The organism is Snodgrassella sp. W8132 (assembly GCF_016100865.1).
GTDB classification, from domain to species: domain Bacteria; phylum Pseudomonadota; class Gammaproteobacteria; order Burkholderiales; family Neisseriaceae; genus Snodgrassella; species Snodgrassella alvi.
In genome coordinates, this window is sequence record NZ_JACFRQ010000002.1 from 99,599 (window position 1) to 120,087 (window position 20,489).

Annotated in this window: 19 protein-coding genes and 1 tRNA gene; 13 read left to right on the plus strand and 7 right to left on the minus strand. The window is 39.3% G+C overall.

Annotated elements, in window-relative coordinates; genetic code table 11:
• The first annotated feature begins 2 nt into the window (after window positions 1–2).
• The gene (gene prmC / locus H3U82_RS08030) at window positions 3–815 is read left to right on the plus strand and encodes a peptide chain release factor N(5)-glutamine methyltransferase (RefSeq protein WP_370524665.1); all 813 of its coding nucleotides are present in this window, start codon (window positions 3–5) and stop codon (window positions 813–815) included.
• Window positions 816–973: 158 nt separating this feature from the next.
• On the opposite strand, the gene H3U82_RS08035 is transcribed toward prmC, so the two are convergent.
• The 3 genes from H3U82_RS08035 to H3U82_RS08045 form a co-directional block, all read right to left on the minus strand.
• Window positions 974–1,630, minus strand: a complete 657-nt coding sequence (locus H3U82_RS08035) for a site-2 protease family protein (RefSeq protein ID WP_025331736.1) — start codon at window positions 1,628–1,630, stop codon at window positions 974–976.
• Between the two features lie 65 nt (window positions 1,631–1,695).
• A complete protein-coding gene (locus H3U82_RS08040) occupies window positions 1,696–2,316 on the minus strand; it encodes an L-threonylcarbamoyladenylate synthase (protein ID WP_025331735.1) in 621 nt (206 codons plus the stop codon).
• A gap of 174 nt (window positions 2,317–2,490) precedes the next feature.
• A complete protein-coding gene (locus tag H3U82_RS08045) occupies window positions 2,491–2,637 on the minus strand; it encodes a hypothetical protein (protein ID WP_198210111.1) in 147 nt (48 codons plus the stop codon).
• Window positions 2,638–3,130: 493 nt separating this feature from the next.
• Here H3U82_RS08045 and H3U82_RS08050 point away from each other — a divergent pair, with 493 nt between their 5' ends.
• The 5 genes from H3U82_RS08050 to H3U82_RS08070 all read left to right on the plus strand — a co-directional run bounded on the left by H3U82_RS08050 (window position 3,131) and on the right by H3U82_RS08070 (window position 7,548).
• A complete protein-coding gene (locus tag H3U82_RS08050) occupies window positions 3,131–4,267 on the plus strand; it encodes an RNA ligase RtcB family protein (protein ID WP_198210113.1) in 1,137 nt (378 codons plus the stop codon).
• On the plus strand, window positions 4,267–4,875 hold the full coding sequence (gene prfH, locus H3U82_RS08055) for a peptide chain release factor H (protein ID WP_025331732.1): 609 nt from the start codon (window positions 4,267–4,269) through the stop codon (window positions 4,873–4,875). The genes H3U82_RS08050 and prfH overlap by 1 nt, the downstream gene beginning before the upstream one ends.
• A 173-nt stretch (window positions 4,876–5,048) precedes the next feature.
• Window positions 5,049–5,684 (plus strand): hypothetical protein, encoded by a 636-nt coding sequence (locus tag H3U82_RS08060; protein WP_078475192.1) that lies wholly within the window; start codon window positions 5,049–5,051, stop codon window positions 5,682–5,684.
• Window positions 5,685–6,194: 510 nt separating this feature from the next.
• Complete coding sequence (locus H3U82_RS08065; protein WP_025331730.1) at window positions 6,195–6,845, plus strand: DUF421 domain-containing protein; 651 nt, start codon at window positions 6,195–6,197, stop codon at window positions 6,843–6,845.
• Between the two features lie 202 nt (window positions 6,846–7,047).
• Complete coding sequence (locus H3U82_RS08070; protein ID WP_110414774.1) at window positions 7,048–7,548, plus strand: GNAT family N-acetyltransferase; 501 nt, start codon at window positions 7,048–7,050, stop codon at window positions 7,546–7,548.
• A gap of 360 nt (window positions 7,549–7,908) precedes the next feature.
• Here the strand turns inward: H3U82_RS08070 and H3U82_RS08075 are convergent, their stop codons facing one another.
• The 3 genes from H3U82_RS08075 to mutS all read right to left on the minus strand — a co-directional run bounded on the left by H3U82_RS08075 (window position 7,909) and on the right by mutS (window position 12,065).
• Window positions 7,909–8,601: a DUF2461 domain-containing protein gene (locus H3U82_RS08075; RefSeq protein WP_198210115.1), complete on the minus strand. Its 693-nt coding sequence runs from the start codon at window positions 8,599–8,601 to the stop codon at window positions 7,909–7,911.
• A 704-nt stretch (window positions 8,602–9,305) separates the two neighbouring features.
• A tRNA-Met gene (locus H3U82_RS08080) sits at window positions 9,306–9,382 on the minus strand.
• A 70-nt stretch (window positions 9,383–9,452) separates the two neighbouring features.
• Complete coding sequence (gene mutS / locus H3U82_RS08085; RefSeq protein ID WP_198210117.1) at window positions 9,453–12,065, minus strand: DNA mismatch repair protein MutS; 2,613 nt, start codon at window positions 12,063–12,065, stop codon at window positions 9,453–9,455.
• Window positions 12,066–12,259: 194 nt separating this feature from the next.
• Between mutS and H3U82_RS08090 the strand changes: the two genes are divergently transcribed.
• From H3U82_RS08090 to H3U82_RS08120, 7 genes are all read left to right on the plus strand, one after another.
• A complete protein-coding gene (locus tag H3U82_RS08090; RefSeq protein WP_198210119.1) occupies window positions 12,260–13,588 on the plus strand; it encodes a murein transglycosylase A in 1,329 nt (442 codons plus the stop codon).
• Window positions 13,589–13,728: 140 nt separating this feature from the next.
• A complete protein-coding gene (locus tag H3U82_RS08095) occupies window positions 13,729–15,183 on the plus strand; it encodes a hypothetical protein (protein ID WP_078475433.1) in 1,455 nt (484 codons plus the stop codon).
• Window positions 15,180–16,328: a hypothetical protein gene (locus H3U82_RS08100; RefSeq protein ID WP_084550930.1), complete on the plus strand. Its 1,149-nt coding sequence runs from the start codon at window positions 15,180–15,182 to the stop codon at window positions 16,326–16,328. The genes H3U82_RS08095 and H3U82_RS08100 overlap by 4 nt, the downstream gene beginning before the upstream one ends.
• Before the next feature lie 20 nt (window positions 16,329–16,348).
• On the plus strand, window positions 16,349–16,885 hold the full coding sequence (locus tag H3U82_RS08105) for an ATP/GTP-binding protein (RefSeq protein WP_078475435.1): 537 nt from the start codon (window positions 16,349–16,351) through the stop codon (window positions 16,883–16,885).
• Window positions 16,886–16,890: 5 nt separating this feature from the next.
• On the plus strand, window positions 16,891–17,550 hold the full coding sequence (locus H3U82_RS08110) for a peptidase M23 (RefSeq protein WP_078475436.1): 660 nt from the start codon (window positions 16,891–16,893) through the stop codon (window positions 17,548–17,550).
• Between the two features lie 21 nt (window positions 17,551–17,571).
• Window positions 17,572–17,937, plus strand: coding sequence for a roadblock/LC7 domain-containing protein (locus H3U82_RS08115; RefSeq protein ID WP_025331721.1), 366 nt, complete (start codon window positions 17,572–17,574; stop codon window positions 17,935–17,937).
• 446 nt (window positions 17,938–18,383) lie between these two features.
• Window positions 18,384–18,602: a hypothetical protein gene (locus tag H3U82_RS08120; protein WP_084564650.1), complete on the plus strand. Its 219-nt coding sequence runs from the start codon at window positions 18,384–18,386 to the stop codon at window positions 18,600–18,602.
• 1,058 nt (window positions 18,603–19,660) lie between these two features.
• Here the strand turns inward: H3U82_RS08120 and H3U82_RS08125 are convergent.
• A complete protein-coding gene (locus H3U82_RS08125; protein WP_198210121.1) occupies window positions 19,661–20,143 on the minus strand; it encodes a hypothetical protein in 483 nt (160 codons plus the stop codon).
• Window positions 20,144–20,489: the final 346 nt, after the last annotated feature.

The window sequence follows — 20,489 nt, forward strand, 5'->3', positions numbered from 1 at the left end:
CAATCACTCTTGATAGCTGGTTACACAACTGCGGTTTGCCGCGACTGGAAGCACGAATGCTGCTTCAGCAGGTACTGGATATCAGTCATGGCTATATTATCGCCCATGGTCAGCAGCTAATCAGCAGCAGAGATCAGACCAGACTGAATCAACTGGCACAACGGCGGCTGGCTGGTGAGCCATTGGCCTATCTGCTCGGATGGCGTGAATTTTACAGCAGGCGTTTTCAAGTTACAGAAGCTGTACTGATTCCGCGTCCGGAAACGGAACATCTCGTAGAAGCGGTTTTAGCACATTTACCTGAGCACGGAGTTGTGTGGGATTTAGGTACAGGCAGCGGAGCCATTGCGATTACCGTAGCCTGTGAACGTCCTGATGCACAGGTATGGGCAGCTGATATCAGTGCAGAAGCACTGGCAGTTGCGCGTACCAATGCTGCTGCCCTGCAGGCAGACGTATCTTTCGGACAAGGTTCATGGTATCAGGCGCAGCCGCAGCCTGCAGTTAACAGTGTGGACGTAATTGTATCCAATCCTCCTTATATTGCCGTACATGATCAACACTTGCAGCAGGGGGATTTGCGCTTTGAACCACAGCATGCGCTCACCGATAATTACAACGGTCTGACTGCATTTCAAACCATTATTACCGGCGCTGCACATTTTCTGCGTCCTGATGGCTGGTTATTACTGGAACATGGCTTTGATCAGGGAGAAGCAGTTCGCACAATGTTAGCGCAGAATAATTTCAGTCAGATTTACACACAGCCTGATCTGGCAGGTCTGGAAAGAGTAACACTAGGACAGAGAAAATAATTTCCTGGTAAATCAATGAGCCAATCATTTATTCACCAGAATTAATTTTAAATTGATGTAATCAATATAATTCGGCAAGAATATAAAAATATTCTTGCCGAATTAAATATTTCAATAGAATTTTGAATAATGAAAACTACATCTGATCTCAGAAGAGATTAATCACTGAAGATATCAATTATTGATGACATCAGCGATACAATAATATCGGTAAACGGCCACAAAATAGTCGACATTATGCCACTTACAATCAAAAGCAGAATAATCCATGTTCCATATGGTTCGAGTTTACGGTATTCCATCGAAGCTTTTGGTGACAGAAAACTGTCAACAAAACGTGCACCCGGTTGCGGAGGAATCGGCAGGAGACTGAAAAAGCAGAACATAGCATTAACATAGATACCTATTATTCCCATCATTGCCATTGGTTCCTCAAAATATTCCGGCACCCACTGACTGATAATCACAACAATGGTCCAGCACAGACATAAGAGCAGGTTAGCCAGAGGGCTGGCAATGGCTACCAGACGCTCTCCCTGACGTCTGTTTTTAAAATTTCGCGGGTCAATTGGTACTGGTTTGGCCCAGCCAACCATGAGAAAGCCTGACAAAAGAATCATAGTTGCCAGCGGGATAATAATTGTTCCGACAATATCAATGTATTTAGCCGGATTCAGACTCAGCCGACCCATCGTTTCAGCTGTACGGTCACCGCAAAAGCGCGCCACATAACCACAAACTGCTTCCGGGAGCGTAAGCCCAAGCAGAATCGGCAAGATTGCCAGAAGTAAGAAAGCCAGATCAAATTTCTGCAAAGTAAAATCCTTAAAATACAAATAGAAAATTCTGTATCAAAACAGTTATGATACCAGTGAAAATTTTACAAACCAAATAGTGCAGCATCCCCTTTACCCTGCCGTATCAGCGTAATATCCTCGGTCATATCAATGACGGTTGTAGGTTCAGTACCGCACCAGCCACCGTCTATCACCAGATCTACTTCATGTTCAAGCTGATCCCGGATATCATAAGGGTCAGTTAACGGTTCATCATCATGAGGCAGCATCAGTGTACATGACAGCATCGGTTCATTCAGATTCTGCAATAAAGCCAGAGCTATACGATTGTCCGGAACACGTAAACCGATGGTTTTGCGTTTAGGGTGAAGAGTACGTGCTGGTACTTCTTTGGTGGCCTGCAAAATAAATGTATAACTTCCGGGCGTTGCTGCTTTGAGTAGCCGGAACTGGCTATTATCTACACGCGCATAAACGCCCAGCTGGCTAAGATCATGACACATCAGAGTTAGATGATGTTTCTGATCAATGCCGCGTATACGTAAAATTCGCTCCATTGCCTGTTTATTGCCCGGCAAGCAGCCCAGTGCATAGCAGGAATCCGTCGGATAAACAATCACTCCGCCACCACGAACAATATCTGCTGCCTGATTAATCAGTCGTTCCTGAGGATCAGTGGGATGGATAGCAAAAAACTGTGCCATAAAAAATTCCTCATTTTGTATTTATCAATCTAACCAGTTATTGTAAACATAAGCCTGCCACACCAACAGAGAATAATATGTCCGACTAACTATTTATTTAGAAGTATTACCAGCAGTAAACAGCCAGCACATATTCAGACAGGTATCAGCACAAATAGAAAATTGCTGAAAAATTCAGCATTCAGCCTGAAATTCTCTACCAGTGCCGGTAAACTGTCTTATCAGAGCACATGATTTCTGTCCGTTATCAATATGTTGCGGCGTTACTGTTCCATTTCTGCCTGAGTTACTGCCACTATAAATATCGTTAATCCCCGTCATTATGCTTCTACTGCCGTTCCACTGACGGGCAGCAGTTCTGGAAGTTTTAACCCGGCGCAGATTTTTAAATTAATGCAGGAAACGTGGTTACCGATTAATATCAGAGTATGAATTATTATTAATGATTAATTTTTATTATTTTTAATTGAAAATAATTGTGTCAAAAGTACCGGATTAGTGTATTAGTGGTGAAATAACTACAAAACACTAATTATAATCAGCTCATTGACATAAAAATCGCTGATTATTTTTGACTACCTGTAAAACCTGATTTACAGTACGCCACTCTGTCAAATTATCAACATTGCAACGGAAAGGAATAATTATGTTTGTACTACCTATCCCTTGCAGGTCAATCCAGGGCTGATTACATCCTGATCCTTGGCTACGGCCTGCCAATTTATTACTCAGCATGCAAATCCTGTTCATTTATGATGAACATGGCTGACTATTGCTTGCTTATTACCAAATAAAATAATTGGAATGGATCAGAATGGGCAATTCTATTCAGCAGCTGGCGGACAATATTACCCTGATAACATCACCAGAACTCTGGTTAGAGGGCGAAGCCATCCGGCAGCTAGAGACAACTGCAAAACTTCCCGATATTAAATACGTTGCCGGTATGCCGGATTTACATCCCGGCCGTGGTTATCCGGTAGGTGCAGCTTTTTTTACTACCCAATATCTTTATCCGGCACTGATTGGCGGGGATATTGGCTGCGGAATGGCATTATGGCAAACCACAGTTAAAATCCGGGCAATGAATCAGGCTAAGCTGATTAAGCGTCTGGATAATATTGACCAGCCGCTATCAATCACAGAATGTACAGCGTTATGGCCAGAAATTCTGCCATTAAATAATCATACATATGCTTCAGGAACCATTGGCAGCGGTAACCATTTTGCAGAACTGCAAATGCTGGAAACAGTTTATGCACCGGAAATCATCCGGGAGACCGGACTGGATAAACAGCACCTGCAACTGATGGTACATAGCGGTTCACGCGGGCTGGGCGGCATGATTCTGGATAAACATACCCGCCAGTACGGGCATCAGGGATTAATCGCCGATAGTCCTGCCGGTAAAGAATATCTGATGCAACACAATCTGGCTCTGGATTATGCACAGCAGAACCGCGAGCTGATTGGCAGACGTATTCTGGCTAACCTGCGTCAGGAGGGGCAAAAACTGCTGGATATCAGCCATAACTTTATAGAACCGGTAACAATCAATAAGGAGTATGGCTGGTTACACCGAAAAGGTGCTGCGCCTGCCAACAGAGGATTAGTGATTATTCCCGGTTCCCGTGGTGATTTCAGCTATCTGGTACAGCCACTGGAGACCGTTTCCTCACTATATTCTCTGGCACACGGTGCAGGGCGTAAATGGCAGCGCTCTGCCTGTAAGGGCAGGCTGGCAGAACGCTATACAGCAGAACAGTTAAACCGTACAGCACATGGCAGCAGAGTAATCTGCTGTGATCGTGAACTGTTATATGAAGAAGCCCCTCAGGCATATAAATCAATTGAAAGTGTAATCGCAGCCATGGTTCAGGCTCAGCTAATCAGACCGGTAGCACGCCTTAAACCAGTGATTACTTATAAAGTTCAGGCGGAGAAGAAATAATGCAACTTTTGCAATTATCTGCTGCTTACGGACCAGCTGAATGTTGTCTTGCCGTTGTCAAAGCATTAGCACGTTTACAATATGAAGCTAAACAGAAACAGGTTGAAGTACAAGTTCTGGAACAGGAACCGGCTAAACACGGACTGCATTCGGTACTGGTAAGTTTAGAGGGTACTCAGGCCAGCGCACTGGCTGATATGTGGCAGGGTACTATTCAATGGATTTGTATCAGCCCTTATCGTCCGCAGCACAAACGAAAAAACTGGTTTATCGGAGCAAGTTGTTTTAATCCAGTTGTTCAGCAGTACTCTGATGAAATTGTGTTTGAAACCATGCGTTCATCCGGAGCAGGCGGACAGCACGTTAATAAAACAGAATCAGCTGTCAGAGCAACACATACAGCCAGCGGTATTAGTGTTAAAGTGCAATCAGAGCGCAGCCAGCATGCTAATAAAAAACTAGCTGTACTGTTGCTCCAGCATAAGCTGTTACAGCAGGAACAGCAATTGCAGGCAAGAAATAAGGCGGTTCATCATAAACACCATCATCAGATAGTCCGTGGCAATCCGGTACGAATATTTACCGGCATGGATTTCAAAGCTTTGTAGTGGTAAGCAGGCAACCAGATATCTTCATAGTTGCCTGTTTTATTTTCAACATCAATCTACCGAGTATCCGTTTAGAATAAATTTACAAAAAAAGTGAATATTGACATATATCATATAAATAAATCTGGTTTTTGATAAAATAAATTAATTTACATAATTAATTAAATGTCATAATGAAAAAATATATATTAGAGCCTTATGTTGCTTTCGATCCTGATACGGCAACATATTTATTTACCAAGAATATTAAATTAGAAGAAAATCAATCACCGGCGCCTCAAATATCCCGGGAGATATTTAAAATATATTTTCCTAAAAAAATTTTTTTTAGCGGCGTAATTATTTATATCATCGATATTGCATGTTTTTATTTGCAAAAATTTTTTTTAGAGGAAAATGCAATACCTAGAACAGTTATAGAATCTATTCAGATACTCGTGATTATATTTTTACTGATATCTATAGCACAAATTGTCGGAATAATTCGTGAAATCAGAAGATTAAAAAAATTATACCAAGAAATTAACTGGCCTGCTGAATATCATTATGTGTTTTTTGAAGAAGGAATCTTAATCAAATCTGTTGACATGGAAGGTATTTTTTATTGGGATGATTTTATGAGTATTATTTTAACGTCGAATACATTAGCGTTTAATTTATGCCCGGCCGGAACCCAAAAAGGCAATATATTTATCAAACACTATCCGCGTTTACATAATTTCTATCTTTTTACTGATATAGATGAGCAAATAAAAACATTAATTACTTCAATAAGTCAAAGATATAAAAAATTAGTTGTATTTAGATAGCATTTGTTACATTAACAGATAATGAAAACTTTTCCGTAAATTCTTAGCTGCTTTAATGCGATGATAGCTATTGGTAATCTTATCAGTGCCGTTATATAACCTGATGCGGGTAACTAAATCTGGTTTTCTCCGCATCAGAATTCAAATTTTTAAAACCTTCGTCTGAAAATATCTGGCAAGAACGATAAAAATATAACTAAAATAATCCAGCCAAAAACAATATTGCCTTATCAAGACCAAATTTCAACCAAAAGCATTATTAATTAATTACATAATTTTAAACAAATTAAACATTGAAATTTACCTTAAAATTACAATATAAACTATTGATAATAAATATATATTTTATTATTGTGTTTCTAATATTATAAATATTAATTACTTTAGGATATTGAGCGATATTCAGAATAATATCTTTTATTGATTTCATGATACATTTATTTATTAAAATCAATAATTTATGTTTATTTATCTGAAGCTGCGGTTATTATTGTTTAAAAGGAACCGTTAATGAATCCCATCTATCTCAATATCATTTTCAAAATGCTGGTCGCATTTTGTATTCTGTTAGTGTACATCAACTTATCCGGTAAAGGGTCTCTGGCGCCCATTTCTGCTATTGATCAGGTAGGTAACGTGGTTTTAGGGGCAATTATTGGCGGTCCGCTATATAATCCGTCCATAAGTATTACCCTACTTATGAGTGCTTCCATTTTTTGGGCAGGATTACTGTTACTGGTACGTTACACCACATTTAAGCGCAATATTGCTAAAGATTTTGTTGACGGTACCTCTATACGCTTAATGGAAAATGGAATCGTACTTTCACAGAATTTTCGTAAAGCAAAACTGTCTATCCGTGATTTTATTATGTTACTCCATCAGCGTGGCTATAACAGTCTGGAAGCACTCAGTGATGTCTGGTTTGAATATAATGGTCAGATGACCGTAGTAAAAAAAGGTGATCCCTCCATGGCCGTTGTTGTAGTAGAAAATGGAGTAGTGAATTACCCAAGTTTAAAATCTCTGGGGCATGACGAAAAATGGCTGGAAAATGAGCTGAACCGGTTAGGAGAAAAACTGGATGATGTTTTTCTGGCAGAAGTGCATGATAATAAGCTTTGGGTTTATCCAGATGTGCAAAAAAGTAGCGGAAACTAGTTTGATTAAACTTAGTTTGTAAATTTTATGCCATTTATCATGTGGCATCGTATTGAGATAAAAAATTTTTCTGATTCTTAGCTGGCTGTTACCGGCAGCAATACCCGGTATTTTGCAGTGATAATGAATTTCTCAGCAAATATGCGATAACATATCAATGTTGGTGATAATGAAGTGCAAAGTTTTGCTGGAACAAATCATAATGAAAATAGAAAACAAGTTGGGTAATGCTGCATCTGAAATCGAAGTAAAACCATACTCTCCACTCTATGCTACTGAAATATGCGATTTGTTTCATTCGACTATTCATGCTATTGATACCGATATTTATAGCAAAGCAGAGCAAGAAGCATGGTGCCCAACACCACCAGATTATCAGATGTGGTTAAAACGTTTAGATAACACTCAGCCTTGGATGGCTATCTTTGGCTCACGCCTTGCGGGGTTTATTGAACTTAAAAATGATGGTTACATAGACTGTTTTTACGTGCACCCTGACTTTCAAAAACGTGGCATAGCCAGAAAACTCTATGACCATGTGCTTGGCTTGGCACACCAGAAAAAGCTTTCACAATTAAGTGTAGATGCTTCAAAAGTGGCCATGCCAATTTTCAAAAAATGGGGTTTTATAATAAAGCGGGCTAACAAAATATCCAGAGAAAATCAGGTACTGATAAATTACCATATGTATAAACCACTTTGATTTTTATTGAGACCTCTGTTAAGTAGAAAACTTTATAAAGATAGCAGAAAATGAAATACACATCTGGTTTACCTATAATGAAGAAATAAATCCCGAATTTGCTTTGACCAACTATGTCTAATTTTTGAATCATCAGGAATTGGAGCAGTGGCAAAAATTATACTTTAACAAGTATAAACACCAATATTGGGTAACCCGAATGTTAGTGCGTGATGTTCTGAGCAGAGATCTACAAGGTATTCTTGCCGAAAATATAGAATTCATAACTAATAATTATAAGAAGCCCTATAGCTATATTGTCTCAGAAATTAAAAGCTATAACGGGAAATAATAAAAATCATTTTATATTGATGAGAATATTTATAACTTGGAAATATTTTTAATGAATTCTACATCCATTAAAAAATCATAAAGTGGTAATAACTGTTTAAAGCCTTGGGTCAGTTTATTTGGTAAATCCCTGTCAAATATATCTTCGATATGATGACTGGTTGCCATTACAGCAATACTTTTCCGGTTGTACCATGTTGCAATCTTTTTATCCTGCTCTTTAATTAAAGGACGTTTATAACTATCACCAACAAGCTCAAACGGTTTCTTCACACACCTCATCACTTTTAAAAACACTTCTGGTTTATTCAGTATTTCTTCACGGAAAATATCCATGGTTTGTTTGGGTGCACGATAATAACCAAGCCCATATCGATAAGTATCGGGACTAATTTCAAAAAAATAGGCAGGTGCCTCTTTCCAGTCGCGGCTTGGACGTTTAAATGTCAGCCATAATCGGCTGCGATAAAGAGATTTATCTTTTGAGAAACGGGTATCACGATGAATACGTGATATCGTTTTACCAATAGCCGGGCGAGTTTCAAATTCTTTGTCGATTTTCAACATTTCAGGGGTTAACTGTTCAACCAGTGCCCGAAATGGCTGTATCAATTCATGGTCATAAACTGAACGATGCTCATCAAACCACGGCTTACTATTATTAATCCGGATATCTTGTAAAAAATTGAGTCCAGTCTGCGTAAATCCGTTGAATTTATACATTAATCACCCTTTAAATATTCCAGAAAACGCACGGGATTTCCGGATTACTTACTTCATTTTTATCTTACCTAAGTAATTAAAGTTAATCCAGTATTCAGGCAAAGTAAATAAACTGGTTGAAAATTAATTTTTAATGTAATTTCTGATTACCGAGCTTATCTGAACATAACACTGCTGTTTACATTCCAGTGTTTCCGTGTCGAATCTCATATAATTAATCTAAAGTTTTACGGATATCTGATATTAATCATGGAAGCTTTGAACCGATAACCAATATTACTGAGACTTTGAAAGATTTAATAAAATATATACCGTGCAGTGATGCATGTGAAAATAATATTGTTAATTTTACAGGTTTACATGTGATTGATATGAGTAATTAAGATATTTTTCGATATCTGAAAATATTCTCAGTACAGAAAGATTTTGCATGTCTTTTTTGCCTTTATATACTTATATTCAAAGCTATTAAACCTGAATCCTTGATATTGTCGTTTTACATTTATTAGTCAGATATTGAATCTGGTTGTATCAATCAGCTTGTTATGAAATGGATAATTAAGATAAATCGCAAAGACTAATAAAAATAAATAAGTAAAATCGGCAATCGAAAACCAGAAATATCTATTTTTAAAATAATGAAATGATGTTCAGAGAATGGATAAAACAAAATGTCCTGTTTAAAACAGGACATTTTAGAAATCTGGATGCGGGGGCAGGATTCGAACCTACGACCTTCGGGTTATGAGCCCGACGAGCTACCGTGCTGCTCCACCCCGCGTCTGGTAAGGGAGCTATTATACGGATAATCAGCCTTATGTCAACTAAAAAACCGATTTTCTATGCATTTTTTATGATGACTGATGATTTTGCCAGCAGTTCACCAGATCATAAATAGCAGCCAGTGCTGCTTTAGGTGTCAGTTCATCAGGCTTTAGTGCATTTAGCTGAGCGCATAAATCAGCAGGAATTGCCGATATAGCAACATGATTAATATCAGTATCCATCATGGTTTCTTCTTCGCTGTCTGCTGCCTGAGCCTGGAACATATCCAGTTGCGGCTGTTCGGAAGCTGCATGCTGTTCAAGTGTTTGTAAATGGCGGTAGGCGGCACTTAGTGCCCTCGCCGGCAGTCCGGCCAGTTTCGCTACTGCTATCCCATAACTTTTACTTGCTGGTCCGGATTCAATATGATGCAGAAAAACAATATCCTGTCCTTGTTCCAAAGCCGCAAGATGCATATTGAATGCGTGTGCATGCTGCTCAGGTAAGCGGGTTAACTCAAAATAATGGGTAGCAAAAAGAGTGTAACTGCGATTTCTTTGCAGTAAATGTTCTGCAATGGCCTGCGCCAGAGCCAGACCATCAAAGGTAGATGTGCCACGGCCAACTTCATCCATTAATACCAGCGATTGTTCTGTTGCATGATGCAGAATATAAGCCGTTTCCGACATTTCTACCATAAAGGTAGAGCGGTTACCTGCCAGATCATCCGAAGCACCAATACGGGTAAATATCTGGTCAAATTCTCCCAGTGTACAGCTGTCTGCAGGTACCGGAGCACCAATATGCGCCAGTAACACAATTAAGGCTACTTGTCGCATATAAGTAGATTTACCCCCCATATTCGGGCCGGTTAAGAGCATCAGGCGCCGTTTTTCATCAAGACGCGTATCATTGGCAGTAAACTGTTTAACTTGCGCAGCCACTACCGGATGACGGCCATTTTTAATCTGTAAACACGGATAGTTTACCAATTCCGGAAAACAATAATGTTCGGTGCATGCATATCTGGCCAGTGTATTTAATACATCCAGACTGGCTGCCGCACGGGCGCTGCGCTGTAATACCGGCAGTTCACTTTGTAATTGCAGTAACAGCGTGTCATATATCTGTTTTTCCCGTTCCAGTGCATTTTGCTGTGCACTTAATACTTTTTCTTCGAAATCTTTTAATTCAGGCGTGATATAACGTTCTGCATTTTTCAGAGTCTGGCGTCGCTGATAGTCTGCCGGAGCCTGTTCAGACTGCACCTTACTCAATTCAATATAAAAACCATGCACACGGTTGAATTCAACTTTCAAACTGGATAAACCTGTGCGTTCCCGCTCCCGGTTTTCCAATTGCAACAAAAACTCATCTGCATGATTCTGTAAACGGCGTAATTCATCCAGTTCCGCATCAAAGCCATCATTAATCACCCCACCGTCGCGCAACCATATTGACGGTTCAGGCATAATCGCCATATTTAACTGTTCGGCAATAGGTGCGGCAGGTGGAAACTGTTCCAGCAGAGTTTGTATCAGGCTGCTACTCTGGCCGGATTCTTCTAAACGAAATTCTGCCAGAATAGTCAAACTATCCCGTAAAGCAGATAAATCACGAGGGCGGGCACTGCCAATAGCAATTCGTGCGGCAATACGTTCAATATCTGCTACCTGATTTAGCATGGATGTTACTTGTGCCTGCTGAGAGGCCAGCTCTGCAACGGCCTGTTGCCGGGCTATAATTTGCTGACGCTGACGCAATGGCTGATGTAACCATTGTGCCAGTAGACGACTGCCCATATGAGTTGCACACTGGTCTAAAACAGAAAATAGTGTAGGTGCTTTTAAACCGCTTAAAGTCTGAGTTAGTTCCAGATTGCGGCGGGTTGCCGCATCCATACCAATATAAGCAGATTCCTGCTCCAGTGACAGGCTGTCTAAATGTTTAGGTAACTGCATTTGGGTTTGCTGCACATAGTTCAGCAAAGCACCCGCAGCACCGATTGCTGCATCATGTATTCCCGGTTGTAAACCGAAAGCACGTAAGTCCTGACTGCCAAAATAACGCTCAATCATACGGGCACCGGTATCAGCAGCAAATTGCCATGTGTGTAACCGGGTTAGTTGCCAGTCATAGCCACTAAGATTCAATTTTTCCTGAGTCTGATCAGAAAGCAGTATTTCTGCAGCCTGCAAACGTGCCAGCTCATTAGGCAATGCTTCAGGAGTAATGATTTTGCATCTGAATTCTCCGCTTTGCAGCGAAAGCCACGCTATGCCAAGCTGTTTTTTCAATAAAGAAACGGCCGCAATACGGTTGGTCTCTTTATCTTCAAGTAATGCCGTATCAGTCACCGTACCCGGTGTAACAATACGTACAACCTGCCGTTCTACCGGTCCCTTATTTGCCCCCACTTCACCCGTTTGTTCACAAATAGCTACACTTTTACCCAGTTTTACCAGCTTTGCCAGATATTGTTCGGCTGCATGATAAGGTACACCGGCCATTCTGACCGGTTCTCCGTTAATCTGTCCGCGAGTAGTCAGCGTTATATCCAGCAGACGGGCTGCTTCAACGGCATCTTCCAGAAACAGTTCATAGAAATCCCCCATCCGGTAAAACAGTAATTTGTCCTGATGTTCAGCCTTAATAGAAAGGTATTGCGTCATCATCGGTGTGAGGGCGGGTTTACTCATAATGTGGAGAATATTTGAATTGATTAAAAAAACGCTATTGTAACAGAGTGTTTACATTCAGTTTATACAACGCCAAATATCACTGCCTAAAATCAGTTATTCAATAGTTCATTGTTTAAAAGCGTGACGGACTGTCATAATGGTGTAAAAATAGAGTTTATATTTTCTGTATCGATCTCAATTCCTATTAAAAAATGTCAAAAATCTTGCCATTAAAGAAATTCAGCCTAATTCGCTGCTGGATACTGTGCTTCTGTGTTTTATTTCTGAGTGCCTGCCCTCATGTCCGTAAACCTACAGATAAAATTCCTCCGAGCGAAACCGGTTCAGTAACACCGGGTAAACCGTTACCCCGGAATTATGTCTTTACCCCGGGGAAAGCCGGCGTCAGCTACCGAGCTGTTTCTTATCAGGAATTGCCGCAATGGCCGATTCAGTCATTTGTTGATAGTCTGGATGCATTCAAAACCAGTTGCAGCAAACTACAAATGCAGCCAGCCTGGCAGTCAATATGTCAGCAGGCAGCACACACATCCAGACATAACCAGCATGCCAGAGTATTTTTTGAAACTTATTTCACGCCATGGGAAGTCAGCCAGAACGGACAGCTGGCCGGTACTGTAACCGGCTACTATGAACCAATGCTGCCGGGCGATACCAGACAGACTGCACAGGCGCGCTTTCCTATTTATGGTATTCCCAGCGATTTTATCGTCGTTCCGCTAAATGCCGGACAGCGTCAGGGTGTTGTACGTATCCGACTTACCGGAGCAAATAGCGGCGTCATTACACCTAACGGAGATTACACCGCAAATCTGGCCTCCTTTCCCCTGAATGAGAAAACACGGGCACTAAAAGGCCGCATCAGTGGTAACCAATTGATTCCATATTACACCCGTGCCCAGATTAATGCAGGCGCACTTAATGGCAAAGCCCCTGTTCTGGGTTATGCTAATGATCCGGTAGAATTATTTTTTCTACATGTACAGGGGTCAGGGCAGTTAAGAACACCTGACGGCCGGATGCTGCGCCTCAGTTTTGCCGATAAAAATGACTACCCTTATGTATCAATTGGAAAATATATGGCTAACAAAGGTTATCTGCCACTTGCACAAACTTCAATGCAGGGTATTAAAGCCTGGTTACAGCAACATCCGCAGCAATTGGCTGAAGTCTTAGGGCAAAATCCAAGCTATGTCTTTTTTCGCGCATCTGCAGAGCCGGCCAGCGGACCAACCGGTGCATTGGGTGTACCCCTTACCAAAGGATATTCTGCTGCTGTCGACAGCCACTTTATGAATCTGGGTGCCCCTTTATTTGTTGCTACTACCCATCCCGCTAATGGTTTTGGTTTAAACCGGTTAATGATGGCGCAGGATACCGGCAGTGCCATTAACGGTGCAGTAAGAGTAGATTATTTCTGGGGTTATGGCGATGAAGCCGGTGCTTTGGCGGGTAAAATGAAATACCCCGGATACGTCTGGCAACTATTACCTAACGGAATGTTGCCCCAGGTTAAATAAAAATCTGGCGAACAAATGCAAGCTAAGGTAAAATAGTTACAGTATTGACAATTGTATGTGAAGCGTTACCGTAAATGAAAAACATGCATTTAACCATGCGCTCATGCATCTGGCAACTAATTATAAAAGGGATGTAAATTATGGAATTATATTTACCTATTGCCCTTTTGGTTATCTTGCTGGCTGTATTGCTTGTGCTGAAAAAGCGGCAGAAAGCGGCAGGACAAGGCAAAAGTAAAAGTTCGGTCCGCAAAAAGCAATCCGCATCTAAACAAAATAAAAAGACAGGTAAACAGGCTGCTGAAGCCCAGAATACATCCGAGAATGAGGATGCTTCAGCTTCTCTGGAGGATGAGGATTGGGACTGGCAGTTAACCACCAGTCCGGATAAATCCACGGTTTCTGTCGCTACTGTAGATCATCTTACTGAATATAAAGTTTATAAACAGTTTGGTTATTTTCAGAAAGCAGCTGATTCACTCGGTGCATATCTGGAGCAGAATATTGCCCAGCAGAGTCCTGCAATGGCAAATACTCTGGTCAATGAACTGGCTGCATTATGCTTAGATGCCAAAAATTCAGATAAACTTGCTGAAGTAATTGATCAATATCGTAATTATTTCCAGCGGCCTGAATTAGAAAATCTGATTCGCCAAGGACTTGCACTAGATGAAAATCATCTGGGTCTGCGCGTGCTTGCAGAAGATTTGCTGCAATGGGATGTCAAGGAAACAGAAAAAGAAGTAGGCATCAATCAGGATAAAAAACCTGAAGATGTTCGACCTGAAGCAGAATCCTCTGCTAATAAACAGAATGCTGAGGAGCAGCCGCACGAACTGCTGGTAGAAGGTAATCTAGGTAACTTTAAAATTCGCGGTGATGAGCGTGATGTTCTGCTGAGTTTTTCCAAACCCGAAAACAGTTACGTGTTGCTGAAAGAACAGTTGCCCTATGATGCAGCTATTCGCTGTCTAAATAAAGCAATTAAAACATCCAGAAAACCAGCAGGTATGATTATTGATGCTCTGGTGCTGGATTACAGACATAATAATATCAATGTGTTTGCACAACATTTATGGCGTTTGTATTATACTTTGGGCCAATACGGTAATGTCGTAAAAGAACGTATGCTGGGTTGGGGATACAGTCTGGGTGATCATCCAATGTTTGAAAAGTTGGAGACTAAGCCTAGCGAAACGATATTGCGTGATATTGGCGTGACTCAGGGTTATCTGCCTGTGAATAGCAGTGCCCTTAAAGCTAAACGCCTGTCATTGGTTGATAAAGCATCTTCAGAGAATGACGTGGCCGAAACACCTGCAGAACTTGTATTGCGGGATGTGGAATCGTTGCTTACCTTTGGTCAGTTTGATGAAGCAATGGATTTATTAGAAAAATCAGTCCTGCTTTATCCACAAGAGTCTCAGCTTTACATTACTTTATTTGACTTATATGAACGTGCAGAAGAATGGTCACGTCTGGAAAAAATGTTACAGGTAATTCGTGCTGAAATTCAGACGCCACCTGAAGAAGTTGTACTTGCTATGAGTCAATTATTGAAACGTATTAACCACGGTGGTGTGCAAAATCAATGATGAACAATTCAATACCCAAAGTAAAAACTGCCTATGTTTTGCTCGTCAATGTGGATGATCGCCAGACAGCCATGTTGCGCATGGCATTTAAGATGTACAATAGTGTAAATTACCAGTTAGTTCAGCCTGAAGATAATTTACAGCCCGAACTGGTTTTGGTTGATGGTGATGCTGACGACGGCGAAGAGCTCTGGCATAAGGCAAAAAAGAAATTTCCTGATGCTGTGGTAGTCTTTTTTGGTCGTAATGCACCATCTTTTACAGCACCTTACCTGATGAAACCTATCCGATTCGATACGCTGTTTCAGCATCTGCGTAATTTGCAGCAGGGGAACGGGGTCTGGCTTGCTGATAAAGCAGCTGCACAAAAAGAATCAGTTAGTGAAAAAATTGAATCAAATGCTGAACATAAGGCAGACAAAATTGCTGAGCATGCACATCAGTCGGTAACTGTAGTGCGCTTTCATACTCAGGGAACCTTACTGGGTATAGTACAAAAGCTTGCTCAGCAAACTGAAGATACAGCAATTCTGTTTAATAATAAGCCTGTATTAATTGTATTTCCCAGCATTGAAAGAGTATTACTGGCAGCTGAAAGTGATTTTTTGCAACAATTGTGTATGCAAACTGATGCAGAATGGCAGACTAAAACTGTACCTGCATCCGCATCAACAGCACAGTTGCATGATAAAGCTAAGCTAACCTTACAATCCTGTATTTGGCAGTTATCAATCTGGACAGCACGCGGTCGTCTGATTGAGCCTATTACGCCGGATACAGTGATCAGACTGAAAGCATGGCCAAATATGACTCGTCTGGCTTATTTGCCTGAAGCTATGCGTCTGTCAGCTTTTTTGGTGCGTACGCCTGTGGCACTGAATACTTTATATAAGTTATTACCAGTTTCTTTAGAAGATGTTTTAAACTATATAGCAGCTACATATTCAATTGGTGCCCTGATTATTGAGCAGCAGTTGACTCCTCCTGCTACACAACAGGAGAAAGAAATGGTTCTGACAAGAAAAGCACCACAAGCTGCTAAACCAGCAAGTGGTACACAAGAGGCAGAATATGATGAGAGCGATAAAGACAAGCCGAAAGGTGGTTTACTGGCACGTTTGATGGGTCGCTTGCGTGGCAATTAATACCTAAGCAGGGAGTAATCATGGTTGAAAATAAAATTATATTTACCGGCCCGGTTGGGGTGGGAAAAACGACTGCCATTGCTGCATTATCGGATGATCCTCCGGTACAGACTGATGCCAGTGCGTCGGATATGACACAGGATAGAAAAGGTCATACTACTGTAGCCATGGATTATGGTGTTATTCGGCTTGATGAACATACAAAAGTTCATTTATATGGTACACCTGGTCAAGAACGTTTTGACTTCATGTGGAGTATTTTAAGTAAGGGGAGTATGGGTTTAATTCTGCTGCTGGATAATACCCGCCAGAATCCATTAAAAGATTTGAAATTTTTTCTTACCTCTTTTCATGATTTACTGGATGAGGCTCCGGTTGTCGTTGGTGTAACTAAAATGGATATCAATCCTCAGCCGGGCGTGGATGTTTATCAGCAGTATTTGGCGCAGCATAAACTTAATGTACCTGTTTTTGAGGTAGATGCCCGTAATGAAGATGATGTAAAACAACTGGTTACTGCTATGCTGTACTCAATTGATCCAGGTTTAGAAGGGTAGTTAGTATGGAATCTACATTACAGCTACATCATGATTTGTATCCTAAAGTGATGCCAGCCGGTGCATTTTATGCGGTATCCAGCCCCAACCAGAGTGCCAGTCGTATGTTGCTGGCCAATATTCTGCAGGCGGATATTAATGCGAAGTTAACCGAAGAGCGTTTGAAACGATGGGCTGAAACAGATGATGTTCACACAGCGTTGAATTTGTTATATCGCTTACAACGTCTGGAATTCTTATACGGAGAGGCTAAACCCAGTTCTCAGCTGGTTAAAGTTACCTCTGATGAATTTGAAAACATTCTGGGGCAGCTATCAGACAGCCATAAAGCACTGTTGGTAGATCAGGATGGTTTTTATTTTGCTAATGTCGGTTTTAATCATGAAACTGCCGAAGAGGTAGCTAATCTGGCTAGTGAGGCTACACGCCTGACAGAAAAACACAGTTTACTGATTAAAAATAACCTTAATATCTACAACAACGCTATCGGGATATGTGATCCTGCCGGTCAGAGTGAATTAACATTCTTTCCTCTGTATATAGGCAATACCAAAAATATTTTGGTAACAGCAGGATTGCCGCTACTAAATGGTGAAGCTTTTGTCACGATGGTACGTGGTTTGTACGTATTGGCGGGTGAAGACATTCATGTGGTAAATGAATAACATCAATAGAAAGACATCAAGATGCAAGAACAATTACTGGTTTCGGTATTAAGTGATTTAAACAGCTCTTCGGCTGATATTACCGCATCTGCTGTAATTTCCTCCGATGGTCTGCCGGTAGCAACCTTGTTACCGAATGGTGTTGATCCAGACCGCGTTGGTGCAATGGCAGCAGCTTTGCTTGCTTTGGGAAACCGTACCTCCCGTGAGTTACAATGTGATGAACTGGAGCAGGTTATGGTTAAGGGTAAGCATGGTTATATTCTGCTAATTCAGGCTGGTGAGACCAATGTGCTGGCTGTAACTGCTAACGAAGGCGCTAAGCTTGGTCTCATTTTATTGGATGCCCGCCGCGCAGCACGTAGTATTGTAGATATTTTACGCTAAATTATCATATATAATGAAAGCCCTGTTTTCAAATATTTAAGCAGGGTGAGTAAATTTATATCAAAGAGGTAAATTGATAAGTGGCTTAGAATAGCAGTATATTTTAAATCATTTGAAGCAATCAATTTACCATATGTCTTTTGCCATAAATAAACTCAATATTTAGAATAAATACTGAGTTTATTTATGGATTTTGTTTGGATTCAAGAAACAGCTATTTTAATTATTATTGAATTAGCCTAATTAGTTTCACAATGCATTAGAATATTGTTTTTTAATATCTGTATTCATTTATATAATTTAAATAATAAATATATTAAGAAAATAAAATAATTTTATATAAAAATAGTGAATCAGTAATTTATACTTTTGGCAAAGAACAAGCAACTTATTGAAACAATAAATATTGGAAAGATGTTTAATTCTATTTTTTTCTTAGGGTTACAATGAAATTTAAATTAGTAATGTTTATATTATTAGGTTTAGTTTTTACCCTGCAAAATGTTTATGCTAATTCTGATGTGGATTTAGATGCCATTCCGGAAGAATATCGATTTCCCAAATATAATAACATTGCTCATCCGCCAATTAATGTTGAATATAAAGGCCATAAAGGAACAGCGATGTTTCTTAGTAATACTCATGAAAAGGGAGGCGTAATTTAGAGGTTTATTTCTTAACAAATAATAATAAAGAATTAAATAAAGCATACGAACTTTATACATATCAATATGGTGATGAAGAACTAGTAAGTGCTTTTGAATATACTGATAAAAAAACAGGTGACAAATACATTTACATTTTACTTAAAGATACTTTAAAGCCAAACATATCATACAGTTATGGCTTTATTAAATTACCTTTATTTATAGAAGATGATGGTATATTAAGGGCATTATTTTTTTGGGGGGATAATAGAGTCATATCAAAAATAATTTGTATCGATAATTTTCAAACTGATAGACGCTGTGAATTTTCAACGAAAGAGGGGTTGATAAAATATCTTAATAAAGTGAATGAATAATAAATGGGACTGAATTATTATTTTTATTAATCAATTAAGTAAAAGATTAAAAAAAGTGATGAAGTAAATTTACTGAATTGTATTAAATCTTAAAAGATAAATCGGTTAATCAAGAATAATATATTGATTAAATTTAGATTAATACATTTATTTGTTTTGCAGAGAATTTTAAACAGACATAAATGTACATCTCCAAAAATAATTCTTCAAAATACATTATTAAATTACTTTATTATTGATAAAAGGTAGAATTAGATGGTAATAAAGTTTATTGTGAAGAAACAATAAAAGTGTTTGTGTTATTGAAAGGAAAGACAATAAATTTTTATTCATCACATTGATTTATAGGTTATAAATTTCAGGGGTAATAACTATTTGTATGTTATTCGTAATGATTTTTGGAAATCTTGCATAATAAAGAATTATTATAACAAATTTCATTATGTCCATTAATCATAGTAGGGCTTAGTTTTTTATTCACTTTGTTCCTTACATTGGCGGTTTTGTATTACTCATTTTATGTACCTGAACGGAACTCTTGGCAGTGATCGTTTTGGCGAAGATTCACTTGCAAGTTCTAACAGCAGTTTAATATAATATTTTAGTTATATCGTTTAATCAAAAGAAAGGTTTAATTAATAAAGTAGGCTCTTTTTTATATTCAACACACACTATATAAATAAATTATGCTTATCAGTATCACGATGCAGATATTTGATGAGCTGGCAAATTTTCTCCACCTATTTGAAAAAAAGATAACTGATAACTAATTATATCTTCTTTATTTTCAGGAATATAAAACTGAACTTCACACGGATGCTCTGGAAACTGTAATTTTAGTTTTGCAGTATAAATTTCTTTAAGCACTTTACCTAAAGCAACTACTTTGTCACTCGTTACTTGTTCATTACAATGAATATCGGCGATGTGAAGGTGGTTAACAAGACACTCTACAGAGTAGCGCGTAGCCCCTTCCTTTTTTGCCCAACTATTGAGATAATCTGCTGTGAGCCCTTCTCGCACAATATAGCCATCAATCCATTGAAATGTTGGCCAAAATAATGTGCAATAACCCACGGCTAAATCATAACTCCCCATACAGCCAATCCAACTTTCTAAATCAATGCCTGCTCCATTATTCCATGCGCCTAGCTCTTGCTGCATACTTTCAGGAATGTTCATTATGAGCTCCATCTACTAGTAAAATAATATAATCATAACATAGCAAAGTGCTTGTTTAATTAAAGGTGCTCTTAGTACTCTCTCAAAAAAGACACTAACCACATTAATAGTCGGTGCCTTTTTGGTTAATAACACATCAAATCTTAAGAGAGCAGTGGATTAATGAAGATTAATTTAAAAATAAGATTTTAACATTTTAAATGCTGGATAATAAAATTTGTACAGTTAAAACTATATGTAAGAAATTGATGAAAAAATATGATGTTAAAATGGAAAATAACAAATAGGATAATGGGTGATGATACAAAAAATGAACGATTATGTGCAATATAGCTGTATAGATCAA

What these genes read in the sequence shown, in the direction of transcription:
- H3U82_RS08115 (WP_025331721.1), top strand. Translation starts at nt 17,572, where the DNA reads ATGCAAGAACAATTACTGGTTTCGGTATTAAGTGATTTAAACAGCTCT.
- H3U82_RS08125 (WP_198210121.1), bottom strand. Translation starts at nt 20,143, where the DNA reads ATGAACATTCCTGAAAGTATGCAGCAAGAGCTAGGCGCATGGAATAAT.
- mutS (WP_198210117.1), bottom strand. Translation starts at nt 12,065, where the DNA reads ATGAGTAAACCCGCCCTCACACCGATGATGACGCAATACCTTTCTATT.
- H3U82_RS08075 (WP_198210115.1), bottom strand. Translation starts at nt 8,601, where the DNA reads ATGTATAAATTCAACGGATTTACGCAGACTGGACTCAATTTTTTACAA.
- H3U82_RS08040 (WP_025331735.1), bottom strand. Translation starts at nt 2,316, where the DNA reads ATGGCACAGTTTTTTGCTATCCATCCCACTGATCCTCAGGAACGACTG.
- H3U82_RS08050 (WP_198210113.1), top strand. Translation starts at nt 3,131, where the DNA reads ATGGGCAATTCTATTCAGCAGCTGGCGGACAATATTACCCTGATAACA.
- H3U82_RS08090 (WP_198210119.1), top strand. Translation starts at nt 12,260, where the DNA reads ATGTCAAAAATCTTGCCATTAAAGAAATTCAGCCTAATTCGCTGCTGG.
- H3U82_RS08110 (WP_078475436.1), top strand. Translation starts at nt 16,891, where the DNA reads ATGGAATCTACATTACAGCTACATCATGATTTGTATCCTAAAGTGATG.
- H3U82_RS08120 (WP_084564650.1), top strand. Translation starts at nt 18,384, where the DNA reads ATGAAATTTAAATTAGTAATGTTTATATTATTAGGTTTAGTTTTTACC.
- H3U82_RS08060 (WP_078475192.1), top strand. Translation starts at nt 5,049, where the DNA reads ATGAAAAAATATATATTAGAGCCTTATGTTGCTTTCGATCCTGATACG.
- H3U82_RS08070 (WP_110414774.1), top strand. Translation starts at nt 7,048, where the DNA reads ATGAAAATAGAAAACAAGTTGGGTAATGCTGCATCTGAAATCGAAGTA.
- H3U82_RS08100 (WP_084550930.1), top strand. Translation starts at nt 15,180, where the DNA reads ATGATGAACAATTCAATACCCAAAGTAAAAACTGCCTATGTTTTGCTC.
- prfH (WP_025331732.1), top strand. Translation starts at nt 4,267, where the DNA reads ATGCAACTTTTGCAATTATCTGCTGCTTACGGACCAGCTGAATGTTGT.
- H3U82_RS08105 (WP_078475435.1), top strand. Translation starts at nt 16,349, where the DNA reads ATGGTTGAAAATAAAATTATATTTACCGGCCCGGTTGGGGTGGGAAAA.
- H3U82_RS08045 (WP_198210111.1), bottom strand. Translation starts at nt 2,637, where the DNA reads ATGACGGGGATTAACGATATTTATAGTGGCAGTAACTCAGGCAGAAAT.
- H3U82_RS08065 (WP_025331730.1), top strand. Translation starts at nt 6,195, where the DNA reads ATGAATCCCATCTATCTCAATATCATTTTCAAAATGCTGGTCGCATTT.
- H3U82_RS08095 (WP_078475433.1), top strand. Translation starts at nt 13,729, where the DNA reads ATGGAATTATATTTACCTATTGCCCTTTTGGTTATCTTGCTGGCTGTA.